This window comes from Streptomyces sp. SJL17-4, assembly GCF_036826855.1.
In the GTDB taxonomy this organism is placed as follows: Bacteria; Actinomycetota; Actinomycetes; order Streptomycetales; family Streptomycetaceae; genus Streptomyces.
The window spans coordinates 4386027-4412457 of sequence record NZ_CP104578.1; the positions used below are offsets into that span (position 1 = coordinate 4386027).

27 protein-coding genes and 2 tRNA genes are annotated in these 26431 nt (G+C 70.1%); 16 read left to right on the top strand and 13 right to left on the bottom strand.

Annotated features, from left to right (window positions below; translation table 11 throughout):
* Nucleotides 1-60: 60 nt before the first annotated feature.
* Nucleotides 61-477 (bottom strand): RidA family protein, encoded by a 417-nt coding sequence (locus N5875_RS19630; RefSeq protein ID WP_318208245.1) that lies wholly within the window; start codon nt 475-477, stop codon nt 61-63.
* A gap of 268 nt (nt 478-745) precedes the next feature.
* Between N5875_RS19630 and N5875_RS19635 the strand changes: the two genes are divergently transcribed.
* Nucleotides 746-1132: a DUF6344 domain-containing protein gene (locus N5875_RS19635; protein ID WP_318208244.1), complete on the top strand. Its 387-nt coding sequence runs from the start codon at nt 746-748 to the stop codon at nt 1130-1132.
* A gap of 145 nt (nt 1133-1277) precedes the next feature.
* Here the strand turns inward: N5875_RS19635 and N5875_RS19640 are convergent, their stop codons facing one another.
* Nucleotides 1278-1988, bottom strand: a complete 711-nt coding sequence (locus N5875_RS19640; protein WP_338495153.1) for a DUF5324 family protein — start codon at nt 1986-1988, stop codon at nt 1278-1280.
* A gap of 165 nt (nt 1989-2153) precedes the next feature.
* On the opposite strand from N5875_RS19640, the gene N5875_RS19645 reads away from it, so the two are divergent.
* Both N5875_RS19645 and N5875_RS19650 read left to right on the top strand, forming a co-directional pair.
* Nucleotides 2154-2681, top strand: coding sequence for a peptidylprolyl isomerase (locus N5875_RS19645; RefSeq protein ID WP_318208242.1), 528 nt, complete (start codon nt 2154-2156; stop codon nt 2679-2681).
* A 22-nt stretch (nt 2682-2703) separates the two neighbouring features.
* Nucleotides 2704-3588 (top strand): rhomboid family intramembrane serine protease, encoded by an 885-nt coding sequence (locus N5875_RS19650; protein ID WP_318208241.1) that lies wholly within the window; start codon nt 2704-2706, stop codon nt 3586-3588.
* Between the two features lie 316 nt (nt 3589-3904).
* Here the strand turns inward: N5875_RS19650 and crgA are convergent, their stop codons facing one another.
* Nucleotides 3905-4159, bottom strand: a complete 255-nt coding sequence (gene crgA, locus N5875_RS19655; RefSeq protein WP_318208240.1) for a cell division protein CrgA — start codon at nt 4157-4159, stop codon at nt 3905-3907.
* A 140-nt stretch (nt 4160-4299) separates the two neighbouring features.
* Between crgA and N5875_RS19660 the strand changes: the two genes are divergently transcribed.
* The 6 genes from N5875_RS19660 (at nt 4300) to N5875_RS19685 (ending at nt 8545) form a co-directional block, all read left to right on the top strand.
* Nucleotides 4300-5067: a DUF881 domain-containing protein gene (locus tag N5875_RS19660; protein WP_318208239.1), complete on the top strand. Its 768-nt coding sequence runs from the start codon at nt 4300-4302 to the stop codon at nt 5065-5067.
* Between the two features lie 52 nt (nt 5068-5119).
* Complete coding sequence (locus tag N5875_RS19665) at nt 5120-5788, top strand: class E sortase (protein WP_318208238.1); 669 nt, start codon at nt 5120-5122, stop codon at nt 5786-5788.
* A gap of 64 nt (nt 5789-5852) precedes the next feature.
* Nucleotides 5853-6014 (top strand): hypothetical protein, encoded by a 162-nt coding sequence (locus N5875_RS19670; protein WP_015034837.1) that lies wholly within the window; start codon nt 5853-5855, stop codon nt 6012-6014.
* Complete coding sequence (locus tag N5875_RS19675) at nt 6011-6649, top strand: aminodeoxychorismate/anthranilate synthase component II (RefSeq protein WP_318208237.1); 639 nt, start codon at nt 6011-6013, stop codon at nt 6647-6649. Before N5875_RS19670 ends, N5875_RS19675 begins: the two co-directional genes overlap by 4 nt.
* Nucleotides 6646-7833, top strand: coding sequence for a class E sortase (locus tag N5875_RS19680; RefSeq protein WP_338495155.1), 1188 nt, complete (start codon nt 6646-6648; stop codon nt 7831-7833). Before N5875_RS19675 ends, N5875_RS19680 begins: the two co-directional genes overlap by 4 nt.
* A 37-nt stretch (nt 7834-7870) precedes the next feature.
* Nucleotides 7871-8545 carry a class E sortase gene (locus N5875_RS19685; RefSeq protein WP_318208235.1) on the top strand — a complete coding sequence of 225 codons (675 nt, stop codon included), beginning with the start codon at nt 7871-7873 and terminating at the stop codon, nt 8543-8545.
* A 104-nt stretch (nt 8546-8649) separates the two neighbouring features.
* On the opposite strand, the gene pknB is transcribed toward N5875_RS19685, so the two are convergent.
* The 6 genes from pknB to N5875_RS19715 form a co-directional block, all read right to left on the bottom strand.
* A complete protein-coding gene (pknB, locus tag N5875_RS19690) occupies nt 8650-10689 on the bottom strand; it encodes a Stk1 family PASTA domain-containing Ser/Thr kinase (RefSeq protein ID WP_318208234.1) in 2040 nt (679 codons plus the stop codon).
* A 155-nt stretch (nt 10690-10844) separates the two neighbouring features.
* A complete protein-coding gene (locus N5875_RS19695) occupies nt 10845-12311 on the bottom strand; it encodes a penicillin-binding transpeptidase domain-containing protein (protein WP_338495157.1) in 1467 nt (488 codons plus the stop codon).
* A complete protein-coding gene (locus N5875_RS19700; protein ID WP_318208232.1) occupies nt 12308-13747 on the bottom strand; it encodes an FtsW/RodA/SpoVE family cell cycle protein in 1440 nt (479 codons plus the stop codon). The genes N5875_RS19695 and N5875_RS19700 overlap by 4 nt, the downstream gene beginning before the upstream one ends.
* 26 nt (nt 13748-13773) lie before the next feature.
* A complete protein-coding gene (locus N5875_RS19705; protein ID WP_338495159.1) occupies nt 13774-15267 on the bottom strand; it encodes a Stp1/IreP family PP2C-type Ser/Thr phosphatase in 1494 nt (497 codons plus the stop codon).
* 179 nt (nt 15268-15446) lie between these two features.
* Nucleotides 15447-15971: an FHA domain-containing protein gene (locus N5875_RS19710; protein ID WP_266967037.1), complete on the bottom strand. Its 525-nt coding sequence runs from the start codon at nt 15969-15971 to the stop codon at nt 15447-15449.
* A gap of 10 nt (nt 15972-15981) precedes the next feature.
* Nucleotides 15982-16851: a DUF3662 and FHA domain-containing protein gene (locus N5875_RS19715; RefSeq protein WP_338495162.1), complete on the bottom strand. Its 870-nt coding sequence runs from the start codon at nt 16849-16851 to the stop codon at nt 15982-15984.
* A gap of 585 nt (nt 16852-17436) precedes the next feature.
* Here N5875_RS19715 and N5875_RS19720 point away from each other — a divergent pair.
* Nucleotides 17437-17523, top strand: a tRNA-Leu gene (locus N5875_RS19720).
* 175 nt (nt 17524-17698) lie between these two features.
* On the opposite strand, the gene N5875_RS19725 is transcribed toward N5875_RS19720, so the two are convergent.
* The 3 genes from N5875_RS19725 to N5875_RS19735 all read right to left on the bottom strand — a co-directional run bounded on the left by N5875_RS19725 (nt 17699) and on the right by N5875_RS19735 (nt 19476).
* Nucleotides 17699-17772, bottom strand: a tRNA-Met gene (locus N5875_RS19725).
* 59 nt (nt 17773-17831) lie between these two features.
* On the bottom strand, nt 17832-18488 hold the full coding sequence (locus tag N5875_RS19730; protein ID WP_338495164.1) for an MBL fold metallo-hydrolase: 657 nt from the start codon (nt 18486-18488) through the stop codon (nt 17832-17834).
* A gap of 19 nt (nt 18489-18507) precedes the next feature.
* Nucleotides 18508-19476 carry an aldo/keto reductase gene (locus tag N5875_RS19735; protein WP_338495166.1) on the bottom strand — a complete coding sequence of 323 codons (969 nt, stop codon included), beginning with the start codon at nt 19474-19476 and terminating at the stop codon, nt 18508-18510.
* A gap of 165 nt (nt 19477-19641) precedes the next feature.
* On the opposite strand from N5875_RS19735, the gene N5875_RS19740 reads away from it, so the two are divergent.
* Nucleotides 19642-20091 carry a MarR family transcriptional regulator gene (locus tag N5875_RS19740; protein WP_318208227.1) on the top strand — a complete coding sequence of 150 codons (450 nt, stop codon included), beginning with the start codon at nt 19642-19644 and terminating at the stop codon, nt 20089-20091.
* A gap of 32 nt (nt 20092-20123) precedes the next feature.
* Here N5875_RS19740 and N5875_RS19745 read toward each other — a convergent pair whose 3' ends face one another.
* A complete protein-coding gene (locus tag N5875_RS19745) occupies nt 20124-20375 on the bottom strand; it encodes a hypothetical protein (protein WP_338499206.1) in 252 nt (83 codons plus the stop codon).
* A gap of 145 nt (nt 20376-20520) precedes the next feature.
* Between N5875_RS19745 and N5875_RS19750 the strand changes: the two genes are divergently transcribed.
* The 5 genes from N5875_RS19750 (at nt 20521) to N5875_RS19770 (ending at nt 26386) form a co-directional block, all read left to right on the top strand.
* Nucleotides 20521-22299 carry a histidine kinase gene (locus N5875_RS19750; RefSeq protein WP_338499207.1) on the top strand — a complete coding sequence of 593 codons (1779 nt, stop codon included), beginning with the start codon at nt 20521-20523 and terminating at the stop codon, nt 22297-22299.
* A 46-nt stretch (nt 22300-22345) separates the two neighbouring features.
* Nucleotides 22346-23005: a response regulator transcription factor gene (locus N5875_RS19755; RefSeq protein WP_318208601.1), complete on the top strand. Its 660-nt coding sequence runs from the start codon at nt 22346-22348 to the stop codon at nt 23003-23005.
* Nucleotides 23006-23343: 338 nt separating this feature from the next.
* Nucleotides 23344-24834 carry a DUF2252 domain-containing protein gene (locus tag N5875_RS19760; protein WP_318208226.1) on the top strand — a complete coding sequence of 497 codons (1491 nt, stop codon included), beginning with the start codon at nt 23344-23346 and terminating at the stop codon, nt 24832-24834.
* Between the two features lie 338 nt (nt 24835-25172).
* Nucleotides 25173-25976, top strand: coding sequence for a hypothetical protein (locus tag N5875_RS19765; RefSeq protein ID WP_338499208.1), 804 nt, complete (start codon nt 25173-25175; stop codon nt 25974-25976).
* A 65-nt stretch (nt 25977-26041) separates the two neighbouring features.
* Nucleotides 26042-26386, top strand: a complete 345-nt coding sequence (locus tag N5875_RS19770) for a rhodanese-like domain-containing protein (protein WP_318208225.1) — start codon at nt 26042-26044, stop codon at nt 26384-26386.
* Nucleotides 26387-26431 lie beyond the last annotated feature (45 nt).

Consider the following 26431-nt stretch of genomic DNA (forward strand, 5'->3'; position numbering starts at 1 on the left):
CGAAAACGCAGCTCACAGGGGGTGTTTCGCATGCCGGCGCCGGCATGCGCGCCAGGCTGATCAGTGCTCCCGGACGAGTCCGATGGCCTCGATCTCGATCATCCAATCGGGGTCGGCGAGCGACGAGACCTCCACGAACGACTCCGCGAGATGCGGCTTGTCCGGGAAGTGTTCGGCGCGCAGCTTGGCGAAGACGTCCTGCCGCGTGATGTCGGTGACGAAGACGGTCGCCTTGACCACGTCGGAGAGGCTGGACCCGGCGTTCGTCAGGACCGTCGACAGATTGGCGAGCGCCTGGCGGGCCTGGGCCTCGAAGTCCCCGGCACCGACCGTCGCCCCCTGGGCGTCGATCGGGGCCTGGCCCGAGGTGAAGACCAGGTTTCCGACGCGGATGCCGAGCGAGATCCCGGCCGACTCGTACCAGTCGGGTTCCGCGGAGACACGTACGCGCTCGACAGCCGGCTGCGGTGTGGACATCGTGCTGACACTCCCTCACAAGGCGCTGATACGGCGCCGGGTGGCCGTGACCGGCGCCGGCGTGATCCGTTCAGGACAGCCATGGGGTGCCGTGATCCATTCCCGTCCCGGGGAGCCCGCTGCTCCGGACGGGTGGTGTTCATCGGAAGAACTGCGCGACGGCGGCGACGTTCCGTGGAAATCGGGCGCGCATCCACATCATGAGGAAAGTACGTAAAGCGCGCAAACCGAAATGAACCATTCGAGAACGTCACGAAAGTGAGGGGCCATGGCCACCGCCAAGGTCAAGCAGTTCTGGACCGCCTTCATCTCCGTCCTCTTCGCCCTGCTCGCCTCCGTCGGCCTGGCGGGCACCGCCGCCGCGACGCAGCAGCCCGCCGTCCAGCAGCCCGAGGAGCCGGTCGGCCCCGCCACGGCCGCACCCGTCGCCGGGGAGAAGCGGGCCGCACTCGCCTCCGTACCGGCGCAGCGGGCGCATCGGTGGCCGCTCGCGGGGGACCGCTCCCTGCCGCCCACGATCAAGCAGCGCATCGCCGCCGAGGCCCACGGTTCCTCTCCCGCCAGCCGAAACCGTTCCACGGCCGGTGTGACCGCCGCGGCCGAGGGCGACGAGCCGGCCGCGCTGACGGAGCTGGCGCTCGCCGCGGCGGCGTAGGGCGCGGGGAGACGATGATGCGCACTCCCCACACCCGTACCCGCAGCTCCTCGTACGACGTCACCTTGTACGTCTCCGCTTCTTACGGCAGGGCCCCGGTAGCACCCGGTGAGACCTCGGCAGAACCCAGCGGTACCCCGATCGGTCAGCGGCGCTCGTCGCGTTCGGCGGCCTCTTCGGCTGCGGCCGCGGCCTCGGCCTCGGACTCCTTGGCCGCCACCTCCGGGTCGAGGGCTTCCCCGCCCTCTTCGTAGGGCGACAGGACGACGCCCTCCTCAACCTCGGTGGCAGCGGGCGGTTCGACCAGCCAGTCGGGATTGGCCTGCTTGTCCCACCACTTCCAGGCGGCGAACGCGCCGCCGGCGAGAACGCCCAGGACCAAGAGGCCCTTGGCGAGGCGTCCGGCCCGTGCCCGACGCTCGTGCTTCCTCACGATCTTCTGGATTTCCTTCGGTGTCACCTGCCCGCGCAGCGCGGCCCAGGCGGCAGTGGAACGCGACCCGGCCTCCTCCAGGACGGGACCGGTCGCGGCGACCGCGTGCTCGACACGCGGAACGGTGTAATCGGCCGCCTGACGGCAGGCCCAGCGGGTCTTGACCGCCGCACGCTGTGCGGCCGCGTCGACCCGCGGCGGTACACGCGGTGCGACATACGAGTCGTACTGCGCACGAGCCTGCGCCCGTGCCTGATGAGCGGCCTTCGAGACCTTCGGCGCGATCAGCTCACGCGCCTCGTGGGCGTAGTGCGAGGCCTGGTCCTTGGCCGTGCCGGCGTACGGCGCCACCACTTCCGCGGCGTGCAGGACGCTCTCCTTCGCCGAATCTGACGCGGCGCGCACGCTGTCCATGCGGGTCACGGGATTCCTCCTCCTCGGTGGCGACGATGTCGGTTTTTCACCTTTCCATCCTTTTCGGAATCATGCCCCCCGGAGCCAGGTACGGCATGCGGGGTGGGCATCCGGGGCATGCGAGGATCGGACACGCCAGAGACAGACGTGACATGACGTGGACGGAAGGCGACCGTGGCCGAGCAGCTGTACGCGATCCTCAAGACCAGCCTGGGTGACATCGAGGTGCGGCTGATGCCGTTCCACGCCCCGAAGACGGTCAGGAACTTCGTCGAGCTCGCCGGCGGTGAGCGCGAGTGGACGCACCCGGCGACCGGCACGGTCTCCTCGGACCCGCTCTACGACGGCACGGTCTTCCACCGGGTCATCAAGGGCTTCATGATCCAGGCCGGTGACCCGCTGGGGAACGGCACGGGCGGTCCCGGCTACGAGTTCGCCGACGAGTTCCACCCGGAGCTCTTCTTCGACCGTCCCTACCTGCTGGCCATGGCCAACGCCGGCCCGGGCACCAACGGCTCGCAGTTCTTCGTCACCGTCGCCCCCGCGACCTGGCTGAACCGCAAGCACACCATCTTCGGCGAGGTCGCGGACAAGGAGAGCCGGAAGGTCGTGGACGCGATCGCGGCCACCGCCACCGATCCGCACACCGAGCGGCCGCTCCAGGACGTGGTCATCGACTCCGTGGTGATCGAGAAGCGCTGAGGCGGAAGGGACGGCACCTCTCATGGAACCGAAACCCTCCGAGAACCCGCACGCCGGTCTGCCGCGCTGCCACCGCCACCCCGAGGTGGAGACCGGCATCCGCTGCACGCGCTGCGAGAAGCCGATCTGCCCCGCGTGCATGGTCTCCGCCTCCGTCGGCTTCCAGTGCCCCGACTGCGTACGCAACGGTTCGGGGACCGGCCACGCCGCCGACGCCAACCAGCCGCGGACGCTCGCGGGCGGCCGGGTCGCGGCGGACGACCGCCTCGTCACCAAGGTCCTCATCGGGATCAACCTCGCGGTCTACCTCGCCGTCCTGGCGTTCGGCGACCGGCTCGTCGACGAGCTCGTGCTCATCGGCTACGCCTTCAGTCCGGCACTCGGCGAGCTCGTCGGGGTCGCCGACGGCGAGTGGTACCGACTGCTGACCTCGACCGTCCTCCACCAGGAGGTCTGGCACATCCTCTTCAACGTGCTGGGCCTGTGGGTGATCGGCGGGATCGTCGAGCCCGAGCTGGGCCGGATCCGGTACGCGGCCCTGTGCCTGCTCTCCGGCCTCTCCGGCTCCGTGCTGGCCTATCTCGTCGCCGCGCAGAACCAGCCCTCGCTCGGCGCGTCCGGCGTCGTCTACGGCCTGATCGGCGCCTGGGTGGTGCTCGCCCGTCGGCGCCGCCACGACATGCGGCCCGTGATCCTCTTCGTGGCCCTGTCGCTGCTCATGACGTTCACCCGACCGGGGATCTCCTGGGAGGCCCATGTCGGTGGTCTGGTCGCGGGCGTCCTGGTGACGTACGCGCTCGTGCACGCGCCGAGAGCCCGCCGGAACCTGGTGCAGTACGGGGCGCTGGCCCTGGTGTTGCTGATCGACGTGGGGATCGTGCTGGCCCGCACGGTGGCGCTCACCTGAGCGCACAAGGCTGTGGACGAGCTTATCTGTGAGCTTTCCCCAGAGTTATCCACAGTGCGTGGCGGTCTCTCCCCGCTCTCTGGGGAAAGACCACGCCCCTCGCCTCTGACCTGGTGTTTCTCCAGGGAGGCGAGGGGCGTTCATGGTCTCCGACGAGGGTGATTCCGGTCATACCGGCGTCAACCTCGTGCGAGTTATCCACAGATCTTCGTAAGTTATCCAGTGCTGTGCACAACGCTGTGGATAAGTTCAGGGGAGAGCTTGACGAGCAGCCGGTACGGACGCTAGACGGCCGCCGTACCCCTGCTGTTCGCCGCTACTTCCACTGCGTGGAGACACCGAACCCGGCCGCGATGAAGCCGAAGCCCACCACGATGTTCCAGTTCCGGATCGACTCGATCGGCATCGAACCGTCGGTGACGTAGAAGACCACGATCCACACCAGACCGATGGCGAACAGCGCGAGCATCACCGGCGCCACCCAGCTGCGGCTGGTCAGCTTGATCGAGGTGGCCTGCTTCGCGGGCGGGGGCGTGAAGTCGGCCTTCTTGCGGATCCGTGACTTCGGCACGAGGGACTCTCCTGTCGATGCGCTGCGTGACCGCGCAGGGAACTGTGGCTGGCGCCGGGATGTGACGAAGGAGGACGACTGCGTCCCCCGGGCGTCCGTTAGCGTAGTGGTTCCGCGGCACCGAAGGGGATCAGGGTACGTTGAGCAATTCCGTCGGCAATCCCGAAGGACCCGGCCGCACCGCGAGGTGGCGCCCCGTCCAGGTTCTCACCCTCGCCGTTTTCGCCCTCGCCGGACTGATCTTCGTCACGAGCTTCAACACCGCCAAGGGCACCAACATCCGCACCGACGCCTCGCTGCTGCGGCTCTCCGACCTGATCGAGGAGCGCAGCCACAAGAACGCGGGCCTCGACGAGTCCACCTCCGCCCTCCGCACCCAGGTCGACTCCCTGGTCGCCCGCGACGACGGCTCCACGCGCGCGGAGGACGCGAAACTCGACGCGCTGGAGGCGGCCGCGGGCACCACCGAGGTCTCCGGCTCGGGCCTCACCGTCACCCTCAACGACGCCCCGCCGAACGCCCAGGCCGCCCCCGGCTACCCCGAGCCGCAGGCCAACGACCTGGTCATCCACCAGCAGGACCTCCAGGCCGTCGTCAACGCCCTGTGGCAGGGCGGCGCCGAGGGCATCCGGGTCATGGACCAGCGGCTCATCTCCACCAGTGCCGTCCGCTGCGTCGGCAACACCCTGATCCTCCAGGGCCGCGTCTACTCACCGCCGTACAAGATCACCGCCGTGGGCGACAGGGGAAAGCTGACCAAGGCGCTCGCGGGCTCCCCGGCGATCCGGAACTACCAGCTGTACGTGAAGGCCTACGGGCTCGGCTGGAAAGTCGACGAGCACCGGGCGGTGACTCTTCCCGGGTACTCGGGCACAGTGGACCTCCACCAAGCGAAGCCGGTGCGCTGACACCCCGCGCGGCCGGTGGGGCACCGCCGGGAGCCGACCGCGGGAGGGGCGCTTGCGTCTCGTCGTCAGGACCTTCAGCGAGCTGTGCATCACCGTCGGCGCCCTGATCGTCCTCTTCGTCGTGTACGTCCTCCACTGGACCGGGGTCCAGGCCGCGAGCGCGAGCGCCGGCCAGATCGACACCCTCCAGCGCGCGTGGACGAGCACCCCGGTCAGCACCACCGCTCCCGCCCCCACGGCCGTGCCGTACGTCCCGGGCAAGGGCATCGCCGTCATGTACGTCCCCCGGCTCGGCAAGGACTGGAAGTGGCCCGTCCTCCAGGGCACCGAGGTCGGCACCCTGAAGAAGGGGCTCGGCCACTACGCGGGCACCGCCCGCCTCGGCGCCACCGGCAACTTCGCCGTCGCAGGACACCGCCGCACCTACGGCGACCCCTTCAAGGACTTCCCCCGGCTGCGCGCGGGCGACGCGATCGTCCTCACCGACGGGACGACCTGGTTCACGTACCGCGTCGACCGCGCCCCCCACCGGACCGTGCCCACCGACGTCGGCGTCATCGACCCCGTACCGGCGAAGTCCGGATTCGACGGGCCCGGCCGCTATCTCACCCTCACCACCTGCGAACCCGAGTGGGGCAGCAGCCACCGGCTCGTCGTCTGGGCCCACCTCGACGCCACCCGGCCGGTCGCCGACGGCCGTCCACAGGCTTTGGACAGCTGACCCCCCACGGCCCCCTCGCCCCGTACTCTGGTCCCCGTAACGAACGGAAGGGGCGGTCGACGTCATGTACGGCTGGATCTGGCGGCATCTGCCGGGCAACGCGTGGGTGCGGGCGCTGATCTCGATCGTGCTGGTCCTCGCGGTCGTGTACGTCCTCTTCCAGTACGTGTTCCCCTGGGCGGAGCCGCTGCTTCCGTTCAACGATGTGACGGTGGACGGCCAGTGAGCGCGCGAATTCTCGTCGTCGACAACTACGACAGCTTCGTCTTCAACCTCGTTCAGTACCTCTACCAGCTCGGCGCGGAGTGCGAAGTCCTCCGCAACGACGAGGTCGAGCTGAGCCACGCCCAGGACGGCTTCGACGGCGTCCTGCTCTCGCCCGGCCCCGGCGCGCCCGAACAGGCCGGGGTCTGCATCGACATGGTCCGGCACTGCGCGGCCACCGGCGTGCCCGTCTTCGGCGTCTGCCTCGGCATGCAGTCGATGGCCGTGGCGTACGGCGGCGTCGTCGACCGGGCGCCCGAGCTGCTGCACGGCAAGACCTCCCTCGTCACCCACGAGGGGCAGGGCGTCTTCGCCGGGCTTCCCTCACCGTTCACCGCGACCCGCTACCACTCGCTCGCCGCCGAGCCCGCCGCCCTGCCGGCCGAGCTGGAGGTCACCGCACGGACCGAGGACGGCATCATCATGGGCCTGCGCCACCGTGAACTGTCCGTCGAGGGCGTCCAGTTCCACCCCGAGTCGGTCCTCACCGAGCACGGGCACCTGATGCTCGCCAACTGGCTTGAGCAGTGCGGCGACAAGGGGGCGGTCGGACGGTCGGCGGGGCTCGCGCCGGTGGTGGGCAAGGCCGTCGCGTGACGACGGGCTCTCCGTGGTTCCGGGCGACGAACGAACCGGGGGCCGAGCCGATACCCGCGGACCCCTACGGGGTTCCCTCGCCGTACCAGGAACCGGCTCCGGCTCCAGCCCCATACCCGTACCAGGAACAGACGCACCAGGACCAGGACCAGGCGTACCAGGAACAGGCCTACCAGGAGCAGACGTACCGGGATCCCGAGCCCGTCTACGAAGCCCCGCACGAGGACGCCTACACGCCCTCGTACGAGCCGTACGAGGCACCTGAGGCCCCGCAGCCCTCCCCGGCCGACACGGCCGTCCTGGAGGCCGTGGAGCCCCTTCCCGGGCCCGGCCGGGCGGAACGCCGGCGCGCGGCGAAGGGCGGCAGCCGGGGCAAGAGCCGTCGAGGCGGCCCGGCCGCCACCACGGCCGCCACCACGCCCGGCGCCCCGGCCGGCGGACCGCCCGCGGCCCCGCTCTCCCGCGTCGAGGCCCGGCGCGCCGCCCGCGCCGCCAAGGACAGCGTCGGCGTCGTCGCCAGCCGCGCCGTCGGGGAACTCTTCATTACCTTCGGCGTCGTCATGCTGCTCTTCGTCACCTACCAGCTGTGGTGGACGAACATCCTCGCCGGCCAGGAGACCGACCGGGCCAAGGAACGGATCGAGGACACCTGGGCCAACGGCGACGCCGACAAGGACGACACCAAGCCGGGGGCGTTCGAGCCCGGCGAGGGCTTCGCCATCATGTACATCCCCAAGCTGGACGTCGTCGTCCCCGTCGCCGAGGGCATCAACAAGGCGAAGGTCCTCGACAAGGGCATGGTCGGCCACTACGCCGACGGCAAGCTCAAGACGGCCATGCCCTCCGACAAGCAGGGCAACTTCGCCGTCGCAGGCCACCGCAACACCCACGGCGAACCGTTCCGTTACATCAACCAGCTGAAGCCCGGCGACCCGATCGTCGTCGAGACCCGGAACGCGTACTACACCTACGAGATGGCGAGCATCCTGCCGCAGACCGCGCCCTCGAACGTCTCCGTGATCGACCCGGTGCCGAAGGGCTCGGGCTTCACCGAGCCCGGCCGGTTCATCACGCTGACCACCTGCACACCCGAGTTCACCAGCACGTACCGCATGATCGTGTGGGGCAAGCTGGTCGAGGAACGCCCGCGCAGTGAGGGAAAGCCGAAAGCGCTCGTAGGCTGAGACCCCACACCTCCGGACGGGACGACGGGACGACCTAGTGGCACGCGTGCGTAATCGGATCGCCGGAGTCATCAGCTTCTTCGGCGAACTCCTCATCACGGCGGGCCTGGTGCTCGGCCTCTTCGTCGTCTACTCGCTGTGGTGGACCAACGTCCTCGCCGACCGCGCGGCGGACCAGGACGGCGCCCAGGTCCGCGACCGCTGGGCCGGCGGACCCGGAGCGCTCGACACCAAGGACGGCATCGGCTTCCTCCACGTACCGGCGATGAGTAAGGACGAGGTCCTGGTCAAGCAGGGCACCAAGAGCGCCATCCTCAACAACGGCGTCGCCGGCTACTACACCGACCCGATCAAGTCCGCGCTCCCGCAGGACAAGCAGGGCAACTTCACGCTCGCCGCGCACCGCGACGGACACGGCGCCAAGTTCCACAACATCCACAAGTTGAAGAACGGCGACCCGATCGTCTTCGAGTCCAAGGACACCTGGTACGTCTACAAGGTCTACAAGACCCTGCCGGAGACCACGAAGTACAACGTGGACGTCCTTCAGCCCGTCCCCAAGGAGTCGGGGAAGACGAAGCCCGGCCGGTTCATCACGCTGACCACCTGCACCCCCATGTACACCTCCGACTACCGCTACATCGTCTGGGGCGAGCTGGTGCGCACGGAGAAGGTCGACCGCGACCGGACGCCTCCGGCGGAGCTCCGCTGACGGCAACGACGACGCCGGCGGCAACGACGACGACAACGCCGGCAACAAGAAGAGGGCCCCGGCATCCCATGGGATGCCGGGGCCCTCTTCCGTGCGTGCGGGCGTCAGTCGAACAAGCCGCCGCCACCGCCGTCGCCGCCGGCGTTGTCACCGTTGCCGTTGTTGCCGCCGTCTCCGCCACCGCCGCCGCCCAGCGTCATGACGGTGATCGGCTGGTTGGTGGGAACCGTCGAACCCTCCGGCGGGTTCGTACCGAGGACCATGGCGTCCTCCTTGTCGGAGCCCTGCTGGACGACCGTCAGGCCCATGCCCTGAAGCAGGTCCCGGACCTCGTTGAACTTTTTGCCGGTCAGGCCCGTGGGGAGCTGGACCGTCGTCTGTTGCGGGCCCTTGGAGACCTTCAGCGTGATCTGGATCTCCTTGGACTGGTCCGAGGGGCCCTGCGGAGTCTGGTCGATGACCGTGCCCGCGGGCTGGTCGGAGTCGACCTCCTCCTTCACGATGTTGGTGAAGCCGACCCCGTTCAGCTGCTGAACAGCCTGGTCGTAGCTCCGGGTCTTCACATCGGGAAGCTGCAGCAGCTTCTGCTTCGCGACGGTGATCGTCACCTCGGAGTTCGTCTCCGCCTTGGTGCCGCCGTCCGGGTTCTGGCGCAGCACGGTGCCGGGGTCCTCGTCGGACTCCTCCTGCTCCACCTTGACCTTGAAGCCCTTGTCCTTCAGGGACTGCTCGGCGCGCTCCTGGGACTGCTCCTGGACGTCCGGAACCTCCACGAGCGGCGCGCCCTCGGAGACGTACACCTGGATCGTGGAGCCGGTGTCCATCTTCGCGGTGCCGTTCGCGGCGGGATCCTGGCGGCAGATGGTGCCCTTGGGCTGGTCGCAGCGCTCGGTGCCGGCCTCCTGCACCTTCACTTCCGCGTTGGTCGCGCGGTCCGTCGCCACCGCGACCGTCTGGCCGACCAGCTGCGGGACGGCGACCTGCCGGGTGCCTTCCTTCTTGTCGAACAGCGAGACACCGATGAAGATCGCGCCGACCAGGACCAGAATGCCCGCGAGGGCCAGCAGGATCGTCGAGGTGTTCGACTTCTTCTGGCCACCGCGACGGCGGTCCGGACGGTCGTCGTAGCCGTAGCCACCGTCGTCCTGGTTGATCGGGGGCAGCATCGAGGTCTGGCCCGCCGGGTCGGCCTGGCGCAGCGCCGTCGTCGGCTGGTCCTCCGGGTAGCCCCCGTAGCCCCCGCCGTACGCGGGCGCGCCCGCCATGCCCATCCCCATGCCCATCGCGGCGGCGGCCGCGACCGGCTGACCGTCGAGGCAGGCCTCGATGTCCGCGCGCATCTCGTCGGCGGACTGGTACCGGTAGTCGGGGTCCTTGACCAGCGCCTTGAGGACGATGGCGTCCATCTCGGGCGTGATCTCGTGGTCGAAGTTGCTCGGCGGCTGCGGCTCCTCGCGGACGTGCTGGTACGCGACCGCGACCGGGGAGTCACCGATGAACGGGGGCCGGACGGTGAGGAGCTCGTACAGCAGGCAGCCCGTGGAGTACAGGTCGGAGCGGGCGTCGACCTGCTCGCCCTTGGCCTGCTCGGGGGAGAGGTACTGGGCCGTGCCGATGACCGCGGCGGTCTGCGTCATGGTCATGCCGGCGTCGCCCATGGCGCGCGCGATGCCGAAGTCCATGACCTTGACCTGGCCGGTGCGCGTCAGCATGACGTTCGCCGGCTTGATGTCACGGTGCACGATGCCGGCGCGGTGCGAGTACTCCAGCGCCTGGAGGATGCCGACCGTCATCTCGAGTGTGCGCTCGGGCAGCAGCTTGCGCCCGGAGTGCAGCAGCTCACGCAGGGTCGACCCGTCGACGTACTCCATCACGATGTACGGGATGGAGACCCCGTCGACGTAGTCCTCGCCGGTGTCGTAGACCGCGACGATCGCCGGATGGTTCAGCGAGGCGGCGGACTGTGCCTCACGGCGGAACCGGGCCTGGAAGGACGGATCGCGGGCCAGGTCGGCCCGCAGCGTCTTCACGGCGACGGTGCGGCCGAGCCGGGTGTCCTGGCCGAGGTACACCTCGGCCATGCCACCACGGCCGAGCACCGAGCCCAGCTCGTACCGGCCGCCGAGGCGACGCGGCTCTTCCATAGCTAATCCAGCCCTCTCCGTCTGTCCCGACCGCACCCATGGGTGGTCCGGCGGTGTGTGCTGTTCGCGGATACGGTACCGGCCCCGGGAAGACGATCCGCCCGGGGCCGGTAGCTGATACCTGACCGGTACCTGGCACGTACGGGGCCGAGACGTCAGCCCCGGCTCTTCAGGACCGCCTTCATGACGTCCCTCGCGATCGGGGCGGCGAGGCCGCCACCGCTGATGTCCTCACGCGAGGTGCCGGCCGAGTCCTCGACGATCACGGCGACCGCGACCGGGGAGCCCTCGGCGGTCTTCGCGTACGAGATGAACCAGGCGTAGGGGCGCTTCGCGTTCTTGTCGCCGTGCTGGGCCGTACCCGTCTTGCCGCCGACCTTGACGCCGTCCATGTTCAGGTCGGCGTTGCCGCCGGTGCCGTTGGTGACGACGCTCTCCATCATCTGCTGGAGCAGCTGCGCGTTCTCCTGCGAGACCGGGCGGCTCATCTCCTCCGGCTCGGTCTTCTTGAGCAGGTCGACGTTGGGGGCGCGCAGCTCGTCGATCATGTACGGCTTCATCAGCTTGCCGTCGTTGGCGATCGCCGCCGTGACCATCGCCATCTGGAGCGGGGTGGTCGCGGTGTTGAACTGGCCGATGGAGGAGAGCGCGTTGCCGCCCCTGTCGGCCTGCTTGTCGTAGACCGAGGCGGAGGAACGGACCGGGGTGAACTGCTCGGCGTTGAAACCGAACTTCTCGGCCATCTCGACCATCTTGTCGCGGCCGACGTCGTCGCCGAGCTTCGCGAAGACCGAGTTGCAGGAGATGTCGAGGGCACGCTTCAGGCTGGCGTTGGCGCAGCCCTTGGCGTGGTTGATCATCTCCTTGTTGGAGAGGGGGATCTTCCAGCCCTCGGGGGTGTCGGTCTTCGCGTCGATGTCCGTGACCTTGCCGTTCTCCAGCGCGGCGGCGGCGGTCACGACCTTGAAGACGGAACCGGGCGGGTAGATCTCACGGATCGCGCGGTTGAGCTTCGGCTTGCTCTTGTCCTTCTCCAGGGCCACCCAGGCCTTCTCGTCCTTGCCGGAGTAGCCGGCGAAGGAGGAGGGGTCGTACGAGGGGGTGGAGGCCATCGCGAGGATCTTGCCGGTCTTCGGATCGATGGCGACCACGGCGCCGGTCTTGTTGCCGAGACCCTCGAAGGCGGCCTTCTGCGCGGCCCCGTTGAGGGTGGTGACGACGTCGCCGCCCTTCTTCTTGTCGCCGGTGAACATGGCGAGCGTGCGGTCGAAGAAGAGCCGGTCGTCGTTGCCGGTGAGGATGCCGTCCTCGATCTTCTCGATCTGGTTGGCGTCGTAGGCCTGCGAGGCGTAGCCCGTGACCGGGGCCCACATGGGGCCGTCGGTGTAGGTCCGCTTGAACTTGTAGAACTCGTCCCCGGAGTCGACCGAGCCGGTGATCGGCTTGCCGTCGACGATGATGTTGCCGCGCTCGTTCGCGTAGCGCTCGATCTGCACCCGGCGGTTCTTGGGGTGGGCGTTCAGCTCGTCGGCGCGGACGAACTGGAGCCAGTTGTCGCGCACGAGCAGGGCGAGGATGAGCAGGCCGCAGAAGATCGCGACCCGGCGCAGCGGCTTGTTCACGGACGGACCACCTGGGTCATCTCGGCGTCGGGGGACGGGGCGGGCGCGGGCGCCGGGCGGCGCGCGGTGTCGCTGATCCGAATCAGGATGCCGATCAGAGCCCAGTTGGCGATCACGGAGGAACCGCCGTACGCGAGGAACGGCATCGTCATACCGGTGAGCGGGATGAGGCCCATCACACCGCCGGCGACGACGAAGATCTGGAGCGCGAACGCGCCGGAGAGGCCCATCGCGAGCAGCTTGCCGAAGGGGTCGCGGGCGGCGAGGGAGGTACGGATGCCGCGCTCGACGATCAGTCCGTAGAGGAGCAGGAAGACCATGACGCCGGCCAGCCCGAGCTCCTCGCCGACGGTGGCGAAGATGAAGTCGGAGTTGGCGGCGAACTGGATCAGGTCGGAGTTGCCCTGGCCGAGACCGGTGCCGAGGATGCCGCCCGAGCCGAAGGACATCAGCACCTGCGACATCTGGTCGCAGGCGTTCAGCATGTTCTGGTCGGTGGCCGTCTCCAGACAGCCGAAGGGGTCGAGCCAGGCCGCCACACGGGACTTCACGTGACTGGCCGTGGAGCCGACGACCGCCGCACCGGCGACCGCCATCAGCAGACCCATGACGATCCAGCTGGTCCGCTCCGTCGCCACGTACAGCATGATCACGAACATGCCGAAGAACAGCAGCGACGTACCGAGGTCGTTCTCGAAGACCAGGATGAGGAGGCTGACCGCCCAGATCGTGATGATCGGGCCGAGGTCGCGGCCGCGCGGCAGGTAGAGCCCCATGAAGCGGCGGCTGGCCAGGGCCAGCGCGTCCCGCTTCACCATCAGGTAGCCGGAGAAGAACACCGCCAGGACCAGCTTGGCGAACTCACCGGGCTGGATCGAGAAGCCGCCGATGCGGATCCAGATCTTGGCGCCGAAGACGTCCGCGCCGAGGCCCGGGACGAGCGGCAGCAGCAGCAGGATGAGCGAGACGACCATCGAGATGTACGTGTAGCGCTGGAGGACGCGGTGGTCCTTCAGGAGCAGCAGCACACCCACGAACATGGCGATGCCGATCGCCGAGTACATCATCTGGCTGGGGGCGTCCGGGCTGAAGCTCTTGTAGAGCCGCATCGAGGTCGCGATCAGCCGCGGCGACTGGTCCAGCCGCCAGATCAGCACCAGGCCCATGCCGTTGAGCAGGGTCGCGAGGGGCAGCAGCAGCGGGTCCGAGTACGGGGCCCACTTCCGCACCACGAGGTGGGCGACGCCCGCGAGCAGGGCGAGCCCGAGTCCGTACCCGAGCATGCCGGCCGGGACCTTGCCGTCCATGGCCAGGCCCACGTTGAGGTAGGCGAACACCGGGATGACGACGGCGAACGCCAGCAGCGCCAGCTCGGTGTTGCGGCGGCTCGGCGCCTCGATCGCGCCGATGGTGGTCGTGTTGGTGACAACGCTCATGGTGGTGAAAGGCCCCCTACGGGTGCTTACTGCTTGCCGCAGTTCGAGGCCAGCTTCTGCTCCTCCGCGGTGAGGGTGGGACCCGGGGTCGGAGCGGCTGTGGTGGGCTTGGAGTCAGGGGTGGCGGCGCCGTCCGGCGTCTCGGCCGGCGGCTTGCTCGCCTGGTCGGCCGCCTTCTCGGCGGCGGCCCGGCGCTCCGCGGTCTTCTTGCAGGCCGAGGCCTGCACGGCCAGCTCGGCGATCTTCGTCTCCGCCTTGGCGAGGCTGCCGCCCGTGATCGTGTCCTCGACCTGCTTCTGCTGGTACGCGGGCAGGTACTTGAGTTCGATCTCGGGGTGGTCCTTCTTGACCTTCGACAGCGACACCCAGGCCAGGTCCTGGCTGATGCCCTGGTACAGCGCCACGTGCTGGTCCTTGGACCCGACGAAGTACTGGGTCTGGGTCCAGCGCCAGCCGCCGTACAGCCCGCCGCCGATGACGGCGAGGACGAGGACCAGGAAGAAGGAGCGCTTCAGCCACTTGCGGCCCTTGCGCGGCTTCACGAAGTCGTCGTCGGTGTACGACTCGAAGGAGCCCTGCGGGGGCATTCCGCCGTAGCCGTGGTCGTCGCCGCTTCCGGGCGGGCCGAACCCGCCGGCGGGCGGCTGCTGGTGCGGGGCCGGGCGGCCGAGGCCGGAGGCGCGGCCGGCCGGGGTCTGCATCGCGCCGCCGTCGTTCAGCTGGGCGGCCTGGTTCTCGGCGACGGCGCCCACGATGACCGGGGTGTCGCTGAGGTGACCGGCGAGGGTGTCGCCGCCGTCGACGTCCAGGACGTCGGCGACGATCACCGTGATGTTGTCGGGGCCGCCGCCGCGCAGGGCGAGCTGGATCAGCTCCTGCACGGTCTCCTGCGGGCCCTGGTAGCTGGCGAGGGTGTCTTCGAGCGTCTGGTGAGAGACCACGCCGGACAGGCCGTCGGAGCAGATCAGATAGCGGTCGCCGGCCCGGACCTCACGGATGGAGAGGTCGGGTTCGACGTGGTCGCCGCTGCCGAGCGCGCGCATGAGGAGCGAGCGCTGCGGGTGGGTGGTGGCCTCTTCCTCGGTGATCCGGCCCTCGTCGACGAGCCGCTGGACCCAGGTGTGGTCCTGCGTGATCTGGGTCAGCACACCGTCCCGGAGGAGGTAGGCGCGCGAGTCGCCGACGTGCACGAGCCCGAGCCGCTGGCCGGTCCACAGCAGGGCGGTGAGCGTCGTGCCCATGCCCTCCAGCTGCGGGTCCTCCTCGACCATCATCCGGAGCTGGTCGTTGGCGCGCTGCACCGCCGTACCGAGCGAGGTGAGGATGTCGGAGCCGGGCACGTCGTCGTCGAGCGTGACGAGGGTGGAGATCACCTCGGAGGAGGCGACCTCACCGGCGGCCTGGCCGCCCATGCCGTCGGCGATGGCGAGCAGCCGGGGCCCGGCGTAGCCCGAGTCCTCGTTGCCCTCGCGGATCATGCCCTTGTGCGAGCCCGCGGCGAATCGCAGAGACAGAGTCATGCGCACCTGCCCTGTCGACGCTGCATCGGGGTACAGCCGGTCTCGACCCACACTGCCCACCCTCCGGTCGCTCCGGTCACGCCGGTCGCTCCAGTCGCTCCGGTCGGGAGCCCGGCACGGCCTGTGGCGGGGACCTTCCCGACTCGCTCGCTCCGCTCGCGCCTATTCATGATGTAGCACTACTTCCGCAGCTCGATGACGGTCTTGCCGATGCGGATCGGCGCGCCCAGCGGAATGGGTGTGGCGGTGGTGAGGCGGGTCCGGTCGAGATACGTGCCGTTCGTGGACCCGAGATCCTCGACGATCCACTGGCCGTCCCGGTCCGGGTAGATCCTGGCGTGCCTGCTGGACGCGTAGTCGTCGTCCAGCACGATCGTCGAATCGTGGGCCCGGCCCAGCGTGATCGTCTGCCCCTGGAGGGCGACGGTCGTGCCGGTGAGGGTGCCCTCGGACACGACCAGCTTGGTCGGGGCGCCGCGGCGCTGCCGCCCACCGCCCGCGGTCTGCTGGCCGCGCTGCTGCGGAGGCGCGGCGGCCTGCCGCGCCTGCTGCTGCTGGGGTCGCGCCTCCTGGCGCCGTGAACCGCGCTGGGTGACCCGCGTACCGAAGAGGTCGCTGCGGATGACCTGGACGGCCACGATGACGAACAGCCACAGAACGGCCAGGAAACCCAACCGCATGACCGTCAGGGTCAGCTCTGACATTGCCCCCGCTTCACCCTTCGGCTTGCCGGTAAACGATGGTGGTGCTGCCCACGACGATCCGCGAGCCGTCGCGGAGCGTAGCGCGGGTGGTGTGCTGCCCGTCCACCACGATGCCGTTGGTGGATCCCAGATCCTGGATCGTCGAGGGCGTTCCGGTCCGGATCTCGCAGTGCCGGCGGGAGACGCCGGGATCGTCGATCCTCACGTCCGCGTCGGTGCTGCGGCCGAGGACCAGGGTCGGGCGGGAGATCTGATGGCGGTTGCCGTTGATCTCGATCCAGCGGCGCACCTGGGTGCCCGCTCCCCCGTGCGTACCGGGGCCGGGGGCCGTGGGACGGCCCGCGGCAGCCGCCGCCGGCCGGGGGCCGGGGGCGCCGGGGGGCGGGGAGGCGGGCATGGGCGGGGCGCCGGCCGGGGGGTACCCGTATCCGCCGCGGCCCTGGCCCTGGTGCTGCTGCTGGTGAGGCTGCTGCTGGCCGCCCGCGGGCGGCTGAGACTGTGACGTACTCGACGCCAGGGTGCGGCTGCGGACGCGGTACAGACCGGTGTCGAGGTCCTCGGCCTTCTCCAGGTGGACCTTGATCGGCCCCATGAAGGTGTACCGCTGCTGCTTCGCGTAGTCCCTGACCAGGCCGGCGAGCTCGTCGCCGAGCTGGCCCGAGTAGGGGCTGAGGCGCTCGTAGTCCGGCGCGCTCAGCTCCACGATGAAGTCGTTGGGGACGACGGTCCGCTCACGGTTCCAGATCTGCGCGTTGTTGTCGCACTCGCGCTGGAGTGCGCCCGCGATCTCGACCGGCTGGACCTCGGACTTGAAGACCTTGGCGAAGGTGCCGTTGACCAGACCTTCGAGACGCTGCTCGAAACGCTTCATGACTCCCATGGGGCACCTCCTCCGTCGTTGTCGTCCTGGTACTGCTTACTGATCGTATCCACGCGTCGGGAAATCGGCTGGTTCCCCTTCTCTGCCCTGTGGACGAGTGTCACCTCTCACAAGCTTTCCCCACGGATCGTAGAGGCGGCCTGTGGACAGTGTCCCGCACCCGGCTGTGGGAGCGGGGGCTCGGTCGAGGTCTGGGGGTGGATCGGGTCGATCCGGGGGTATTCGAGGTCGATTCGAGGCCGGGCGGGGGGCGGTCGGCAGCCGGTCCAGGGGTGGTTCGCGGCGGTTCGGGGCTGGTCCTGTGTGATCCGTCTCCTTCTTCCCGTTTCTCTCTCTTCTCCCCCTTCTTCCTCTTCATCCCTCTCCCTTCCCTCCCGTCTCCCTCCCGTCTCCCTCCTGTCCCCCCTCATCTCGCGTCCTTCCCGCACCGTGCTTCCCGCCTCCGTACTGCTGTCCCTCCCTCACCTTGGTCTGCGTGAGCGGAGGCCAAACAACGGATGTGAATCCACGGTCTGCGACGTGCTAATCTTCTGATGTCGCCAGGCGCTCGCACCGCAAAGTGAGAGAGTCCGGAGCACACCCAATGCGCGGGTGGCGGAATAGGCAGACGCGCTGGATTCAGGTTCCAGTGCCCGAAAGGGCGTGGGGGTTCAACTCCCCCCTCGCGCACCAGTTCAACTCGGGAAACCGAGGAAACGGTCGGCATCGTGATCACGATGCCGATCGTTTCGTTTATCCCCTGCTTGCTGTGTGTCCGTGGTGGGCGTGTGGTCTTGGTGGGGTGTGAGGTAGTTCGCACAGGGGAACGCGAGAGGGGCCCGGCTGATGCCGGGCCCCTCTCTTCTCGTAGCGGGGACAGGATTTGAACCTGCGACCTCTGGGTTATGAGCCCAGCGAGCTACCGAGCTGCTCCACCCCGCGTCGGTGATGCCACTCTACACAGGTCCACGCCTGTCCCCTCCCACGTGCCATGACCAACGTCACACCGGCCTGCGGATTCCCGTCTGGCGGAGCAAGGACGTGGGGCCGTGCCCGGTGAGCAGCCGGGTGTCCTCCGGGCAGAGGCCGGTGACCATGCGGAGGGAGTCCTCCATGCTCGTCGGGTTGGCGGTGGGCGCGTCCGCGCGTCCCCGGCCGCTCGCGAGCAGGGTGTCGCCGGTGGCGAGCAGCGGCTCGTCGCCGCCGTCGAAGCGGAACATCACCGAGCCGCTGGTGTGGCCGGGGGTGTGCAGCACGGTCACGGTGCCGGCGGCGAAGGTCAGCTCACCGCCCCGCTCGGGGAGTTCGCGCACCTCGTCGGGCTCCCGGTCCGGGTGGCCGACGAGCAGGTCGCGTGGGAACGAGTCGGGCAGCCCCCGGGCGGGAGCACCGAGTTGGTAGCGGTCGGCCGGGTGGATCCAGGCCGGGACGCCGTAGTGCCGGGAGAGCGGTACGGCGTCCCAGGTGTGGTCCATGTGGCCGTGGGTGATGAGGATGGCCTCGGGTTCGAGGCGGTGGGTGCGGACGGCCCGTAGGACCGCCTCGCGGGAGTCGTGACCGGGGTCGATGACGAGGCAGGGATGTCCCGGGCCGGCGGCGACGATGTGGACGTTCGTTCCGAACGTGCCGGTGGCGGCGGACAGGACGAGCATGCGCATGGCTTGAGCCTCCGTACGTTCAGCGCGCGCCGACCGGTTCCGGCAGTGCGGCCAGTTCGGCCAGGGCCTGCGGCGGGAGGGTCAGGGAGCCGGCTGCGACGTTGTCCTCCAGGTAGCGGCGGGTCTTGGTGCCCGGGATGACGCCCACGTGCTCGCCCTGGGCCAGCACCCAGGCGATCGCCACCTGGGCGACGGTCGCGCCGAGGCTGTCGGCCAGGGTCCGTACCCCGTCGACGATCGCCTGGTTGGCGGTGAGGGCCTCGGGCTGGAACCGCGGGATCCGGTGCCGTCCGTCGGCCGTCGGCAGGTCCTGCGGGCTGCTGATCAGGCCGGACAGGAAGCCCCGGCCGAGCGGGGCGAACGCGATGAACGCGATGCCCTCGTGCCCGCAGTACTCCACCACGCCGTCCTTCAGGGCGTCCCGGCTCCCCAGCGACAGCTCGCTCTGTACGGACGCCACCGGGTGGACCGCGTGTGCCCGGCCGATCTCCGCCACCGACGCCTCGGAGAGACCGAGCGCACCGAGCTTGCCCTCCTTCACCAGCTCCGCGAGCGCGCCCCAGCTCTCCTCGACCGGAACCTCGGGGTCGATACGGTGCAGCTGGTAGAGGTCGATGTGGTCCACGCCGAGCCGTCGCAGGCTCGCGTCGACGGCGGCGCGCAGATGCGCGGGGCGGCCGTCGCGGTGGCTCTTGTACGTGGCCGGGTCGTCGACGACGATCCCGCCCTTCGTGGCGAGCAGGGCCCTCTCGCGGTGGCCCTTGAGTGCCTTGCCGACCAGTAGTTCGTTGGTGAACGGGCCGTACTGGTCGGCCGTGTCGATCAGGTCGACGCCGAGGTCGAGGGCGTGCCGTACGACCGCGACGGACTCGCTGTCGTCCCGGCCCAGCTCGTCGTAACCCCACGACATGCCCATGCAGCCGATGCCGACGGCCGCGAAGGTCCGCTGTGAGCCGCCCAGTTGGATCCTGCGCATCGTCGTGCGCACCGCCTCTCCCGTTGCTCGTCGTCCGTTGCGTGTTACCCGTTGCGTGTTATCCGTTGCGTATAGGCAGAACTCTGCCATAGGGGAGGGATGGATCATAGAGGCAGGCTTCTTTTGTGTGACAGAGGTCTGGCATGTTCGTTCTCTGTCTTATGCGAGACTGTTGATATGGCGAAGACGACGACGGAGACGGTCGCCGCGGGTCGACTCGGGCACACGATCAAGAGGGCCGAGCAGGCTCTGATCGGACGCAAGACGGAAGCGCTGCGGGAGTTCGGTCTGACGGTGCCGCAGTACGCCGTCCTGCTGCTGTTGTCGGTCTCGGACGGCATGTCCGCGGCGCAGCTGGCGCGCGAGTGCATGGTCACGCCGCAGACGATGGCCACGGTTCTGACCAACCTGGAGAAGGCGGACCTGGTGGTCCGGGAGCCCTCGGAGCTGCACCAGAAGGTCGTCGTCAACCGGGCGACCCGGGCCGGCCGGGCCATCGTGAAGAAGGCCGACAAGGCGGCCCTTCGCGTCGAGGGGGCGCTGGGCGCCGAGTTCACGCCCGAGGAAAGGGCGCGGTTCGAGGAGTACCTGGAGCGGTCGATCGTCGTTCTGGGGTCCCTCGAATAGATCCGTTGGATCCGTTGGATCCGTTGGATCCGTTAGATCTGCTCGTGGTCCAGCAGGTCTGCGACCTTCCCCCGGGTCTCCGTACCGGGCCGCGCCGTGTGCAGCATCAGCCGGATCCCCGGGCGGTCCGGGATCTCGAGTACCGAGTGATCGAAGACCATGACCCCGGCCCGGGGATGGTCGATCGCCTTCACTCCCTGGTTCGTCGCCGTGAGCTCGTACCGCGACCAGAGCTCCGCGAACTCCTCGCTCTCCTTCATCAGCCGGCGGGAGGCGACCGGCAGGTTCCTGTTCCTGTGGAGGCGCGCTGAGCGTGGGAGGGCGGGCCCGAGGTCGCGGCTGGCGGGTGCGACTTTTGTCGTCGGGGGGTGCGACGAAAGAGGGACGACCCGGGGCCGGGCTGCCGCCTACGGTGCGAGCGTGGACGTTATGTCGAAGTCGGGGACCCGGAGTTCGTACGGGATCGGGGCCGCGCTCGCCGCGGGGTGGGCGTGGTTCGCGGTGCCGGGGCAGTGGTCGGGGCGCAGGACCACCGGTGAGGTGGCACTCGCCGCGGTCGTCGCGCTGCTCGGCGCCGGGACCGAGGACCTCCTGGGCGGCGAGGGCTGGGTGCTGGCCGCCGTCGCCGCCGGGTCCGCCCTGCTGTCCCTCGTGCGCCGCAGACTTCCCGCGAGCGTGCTCGTCCTGACCGCGGGTCTCACGCCCTTCGTGCCCGGCTTCGGGCCGCTGCTGCTGGTCGTCGGCTGGTCCTCCGGCCGGTACATCGCGGGGGCGGGCCGCGCGCTCACCGCGTTCATCGCCGCCTTCGTCGTGAACGTCGGCGGGAGTCTCGTGGGGCCGTGGGAAGGGAGCCGGCTGCTCACCATCGCCCTCACGGCGACCCTGTACTACCTGGGCACCACCCTGGCCCCCGGGCTCGCCCACCGCTACTGGACCCAGCGGCGGACCCTGTTGCACGCGCTCCAGGAGCGCAACGCCCAGCTGCTGCGGGAGCGGACCATGGTGGTCGGGCAGGCGCGGCTGCGGGAGCGTCAGCGGATCGCCCAGGACATGCACGACAGCCTCGGGCACCAACTGGCCCTGATCGCCGTCCACACCGGGGCCCTGGAGGTGGACCGGGAGCTGAGCGAGCGCCAGCGCGAGGTCGTCGGAGTCCTGCGGAACGCGTCGGTGACCGCGATGCACGAGCTGCGGGAGGTCGTCGGGATCCTCCGCGACGGGATCGAGGCCGCCGACGGTTCGGCGGCGGCGCCCGGGCGGGCCGGGGACGGGACGGGCCGCGCGGCGCGGGGGATCGCGGGCATCGAGGGGCTGGTGGAGGCGGCACGGACGGCCGGCACCTCGGTCGGGCTGAGACGGTCGGGGGAGGAGCGGTCGCTGGCTCCGGCCGCCGACCACGCCGCGTACCGGATCGTGCAGGAGGCCCTCACCAACGCCTACAAGTACGCGCCGGGGGCGGCGATCGGCGTCGACCTGCGGTACGAGCCGGACACCTTCGTGGTGGAGGTCCTCAACGAGAAGCCCACGGACGAGCCCGCGGAGGACGTGGTGAGCGGCGGGCAGGGGCTGACCGGCCTCGCCGAGCGGGCCCGGCTGGTGGGTGGCATGTGTCATGCGGGCCCGGCCGACGGCGGTGGGTTCCGGGTGGCCGGAATGCTGCCCTACGGAGCGGCGCCCCTCGCGGAAGCCGCGCCTTTGGTCGATGCGGCCGACGACTTCCGGCAGCAGACCACGAAGCCGCTGGTGGGCGATGGTCGTCCGGTCGTGGTCGGACCGGCCGACTGGACGTTCACGGAGCGGGAGCTGGCCATGGCGGTGCACGGGGGCAGAGGCAGAAGCACGGGTGGTTCGATCGCGCTGGGCTGCGGGATCGCGTTCGCGGCGCTCGTCCTGCTGGTGGTGGCGGGCGGCTTCGGCCTCTACTTCCTGATGGGGTCGTTGAAGGAGGGGATGATCGAACCCGCGCAGTACGAGGCGGTGAAGGTCGGGGCGGCGGAGAAGGACGTACGAGGCCAACTCCCGTCCGGCGACACGATCGCCACGGCCGGCCTCAGCGGCAAGGGCCCCGCGCGGCCCGAGGGCGCCGACTGTCTGGTGCTGATGTCCTCGGAGGTGAGCGACACCTTCGAGAAGGAGCCCGTTTTCCGGTTCTGCTTCAAGGACGGCAAGCTGATCGAGAAGAAGTCGTACGAGGTCGAGGCGCGCTAGCGCCCACCCGCCCGTACCGGAGCCGTGGGGAGTAGCTGTGGCAGGGCTGGCAGGGCAGGCCATCAGGGTGGTGATCGCCGACGACGAGCCGCTGATCAGGGCCGGGATTCGGATGATCCTCACCTCCGACCCGGAGATCGAGGTCGTCGCCGAGGCCGCCAACGGCCGGGAGGCGGTCGAGGTGACACGGGCGCATGCCGCGGACGTGGTGCTGCTCGACATTCAGATGCCGGTGCTCGACGGCCTCTCGGCGCTGCCGGAGCTGCGCCGGGCGGCGCCGGCGGCCCGGGTGATCGTCCTGACGACCTTCGGGGAGCGGGACAACGTCCTGCGGACCCTGGAGCACGGGGGCGCCGGGTTCCTGCTGAAGGACACGGCACCCGCGGAGCTCATCCGGGCGGTACGGGCGGCCGCGGCGGGTGACGCGTATCTGTCACCGGCGGCGACCCGGCATGTCGTGGAGCGGCTCGCCACCGGCCGGGAGGCGGCCCGTGCCGAGGAGGCGCGGGGGCGGATCGCGGGCCTGAGCGAGAAGGAGCGCGATGTGCTGGCGCTGCTCGGCGAAGGGCTCTCCAACGCGGACGCGGGGAAGCGGCTGCACATGAGCGAGGCCACGGTGAAGACGTATGTGAGCCGGATCCTCGCCAAGCTGGACTGCGAGAACCGGGTCCAGGCGGCACTGCTCGCACGGGACGCGGGACTGTAGGAGGGGACTGCCGCGCCGCTCACGGGGCGGCCGGCCCGGTCGGTGCGGGGTTCGGTCACGGACGTGCGGCTCCCTCGTCGTCGCCGCCGGAGTCAAGGAGACAGGGCGGGCGAACTGGCCGGTGGGCGAATACCTGGACCGAAGCCGAAGCCGAAGCCGAAGCCGAAGCCGAAGTCGGAGCCGGAGCCGGAGCCGGGGTGGAGGGGGAGAGGGACGAGGTCGTCGCGGTCGGAGGAGTTATCCACAGGCGCTTGTCCACAGGGGGAGACGGCCGCTCGGGTGCGGCGGTACGGTCAGGCCGGATGATGTTGGACTTTCACATCGGGGGAGGGCAGGCCATGGGCGACACCCAGGTCGTCGTGCCGGGACAGCGCGGCACGGACGGAGCACCGGAGGGCAGGTCGGACAGCGCTACGGACGGCCTGCGCGTGCCGCACGTGCCGGGCTTCGCCCGCCGTGCCGCCGTCGGAGGCGGGACCGCCGCCTCTCCCAAGGAACGCGGCAAGGCACTGCGTGAGCGGGTCCCGCGCTCCGCCCACCGGCAGCCCGCCCTCGCGGCCGACCGACCCGATGCCGTCCGGGCCGTCGAGGAGTCGAACCGGGACCGCGTCCCCGAACTCGCACCGATGCGGGTCGGCAGGATGGCGGCCAGCCCCTTCACCTTCCTGCGCGGAGCCGCCGGGCTCATGGCCCAGGACCTCGCCGGCACCCCCGTCACCGGGATCGCCGCCCAACTGTGCGGCGACGCTCACGCCGCCAACTTCGGGCTCTACGGAGACGCGCGCGGCCGGCTCGTCATGGACCTCAACGACTTCGACGAGACCGTCGTCGGCCCCTGGGAATGGGACCTCAAGCGGCTTGCCACCTCCCTCGTCCTCGTCGGCCGGGAAGTGGGCGCGAGCGAGGACGTGTGCCGGGCCGCCGCCTTCGACACCGTCGGCGCCTACCGGCGCACCATGCGGCTGCTCGCCCGGCTCCCCACTCTCGACGCGTGGAACGCCATCGCCGACGAGGAGCTCGTCTCCCACACCGACGCCCGTGACCTCCTCGGCACCCTGGAGCGGGTCTCCGCCAAGGCCCGCAACAACACCAGCGCCCGGTTCGCCGCCCGCTCCACCGAGGCCGTCACCGACGCCGAGGGCGGCGGCCGCCGCTTCGTCGACGCTCCCCCGGTCCTGCGCAGGGTCCCGGACGCCGAGGCGGCAGCCGTCGCCGCCTCCCTCGGCCCCTACCTGGAGACCGTGTCCGAGGACCGGCTGCCGCTCCTCGCGCGGTACGCCGTCCACGACGTGGCCTTCCGGGTCGTCGGCACCGGCAGCGTCGGCACCCGCTCCTATGTCGTGCTGCTCCTCGACCACCGGGGCGAGGCACTCGTCCTCCAGGTGAAGGAAGCCCGGCCGTCCGCCCTGCTGCCCCACCTGCCGGCCGCCGGGTTCACCGTCGCCGACCCCGGCCACGAGGGTCGACGCGTCGTGCTCGGTCAGAAGCGAATACAGGTCGTGAGCGACATCCTGCTCGGCTGGACCACGGTGGAGGGGCGCCCCTTCCAGGTGCGCCAGTTCCGCAACCGCAAGGGCAGCGTCGATCCCGCCGCGCTCACCGTGGACCAGGTCGACGACTACGGGCGGATGACGGGGGCCCTGCTCGCCCGCGCCCACGCCCACAGCGCCGATCCGCGCCTGATAGCCGGGTACTGCGGGAAGAACGAGGAGTTCGACGAGGCCGTCGCCGCGTTCGCCGTGTCCTACGCGGACCGCACCACCGCCGACCATGCCGACCTGCTCACTGCCGTCCGAGCGGGCCGCATAGCGGCAGAACTGGGCGTCTGACCTACGCCGCCGCGCCCTAACCGGGGCACGAGGGGGAGCGCGGGGAGGGGGGGGAGAGGGAGGGGAGGGGGAGGGAGGGGGGAGGCCCCCTCGGAAGGACCGTAGGCTGGGTGGGACGAGCCGGAACGAGGACGTGGGCGGGCGTAGACGTGAGCGTGCACCAGGGTGCGAACGAGGGCCCCGAGAGCGAGCGGCCTCAGGGCGAGCCGTCCCCGAGCGAGGCTCCCGAGAGCGAGCGGCTTCAGGACGTGCGGTCCCGGAGCGAGGCGCCTGAGGGCGAGCGGCTTCAGGGCGAGCCGTCCCGGAGCGAGGCGCCTGAGGGCGAGCGGCTTCAGGACGTGCGGTCCCCGGGCGAGGCGCCTGAGGGCGAGCGGCCTGAGGCGCGGCTTGAGCGGGCTGTGCGGGTGGCCGAGCAGGCGTTGATCGAGTTCGAGATCGCCGTCGAGACCTTCCGTGTCGAGGTGGACAACTTCTCGCGGCTGCACCACCAGAAGCTCGGCCCGATGTACGCGCGGCTCGATGAGCTCGACGCCCGGATCGCCGAAGCGCGGGCGGCGCGGACCGGAGACCCCGAGGATCTGCGGCGTGCGCAGGAGGCGCGGGCCGCGGTCATGCCGATGCCGGGGGTGGACGAGCTGTTCCACGACTGGATCGACTCCGACGGCTTCTCCCCCGAGGCCGAGGCCATGCTCACCGACCGTCCGGTGCGGCCGCCGAAGCGGGTCCGCCCCAACGAGGAGGTCCGCAGGCTCTACCGGGAGCTGGCCCGTAAGGCCCACCCCGACCTGGCCCGCGAGGAGGACGAGCGGAAGCGGCGCGAGGAGTTCATCACCCGGGTGAACGCCGCCTACGCCCGCGGTGACGAGGCCGTCCTTCGCGAGTTGTCCGCCGAGTGGGAGGCCGGTCCCGTGCCGGCCGAGGAGCGGCTCAGCGAGAGCGAGGAGCTGTACGCGCGCCTCGAGTGGCTGGCGCAGCGCAAGGACATGCTGTCGGCGCTGGCGCGCGAGCTTGAGGAGAGCGCGATCGGCGCGATGCTGCGGATGGCGCCGGAGGACCCGGACCGTCTCCTGGAGGAGATCGCGGAGCAGCTGCTCGCGCAGGTCTCCGAGCGGGAGAGCGAGCTGGCCGGGCTGGTGCAGTAGGTTTTTCTGTGCGCTCGACACCCTTCGGGCGCAGTGGCGGTACTGATCGAGAGAAGGCCGGACCGATGAATTTCTCCCCTCTGCCCTCGGTGGACGCGGCTTCCGTGCCGGCCGATGCCCTGGTGCTGGACGTCAGGGAGGACGACGAGTGGGCGGCCGGGCATGTCGAGGGCGCGCTGCACGTGCCGATGAGCGACTTCGTGGGCCGTTTCGGTGAGGTGACCGAGGCGGTGGCCGAGCGGGGTCGCGCCTATGTGATGTGCCGGGTGGGTGGCCGGTCGGCGCAGGTCACGCAGTATCTGGTGCAGCAGGGCTTCGACGCGGTGAACGTCGAGGGCGGCATGCTCGCCTGGGACGGTGCCGGGCGCCCGATGGTGACGGGTACCGGAAGCCCGGCCTTCGTTCTCTGACGTTCCCTGGGCTTTCCCGGGCTCCCCCGGGCTTCCCGACCTGTT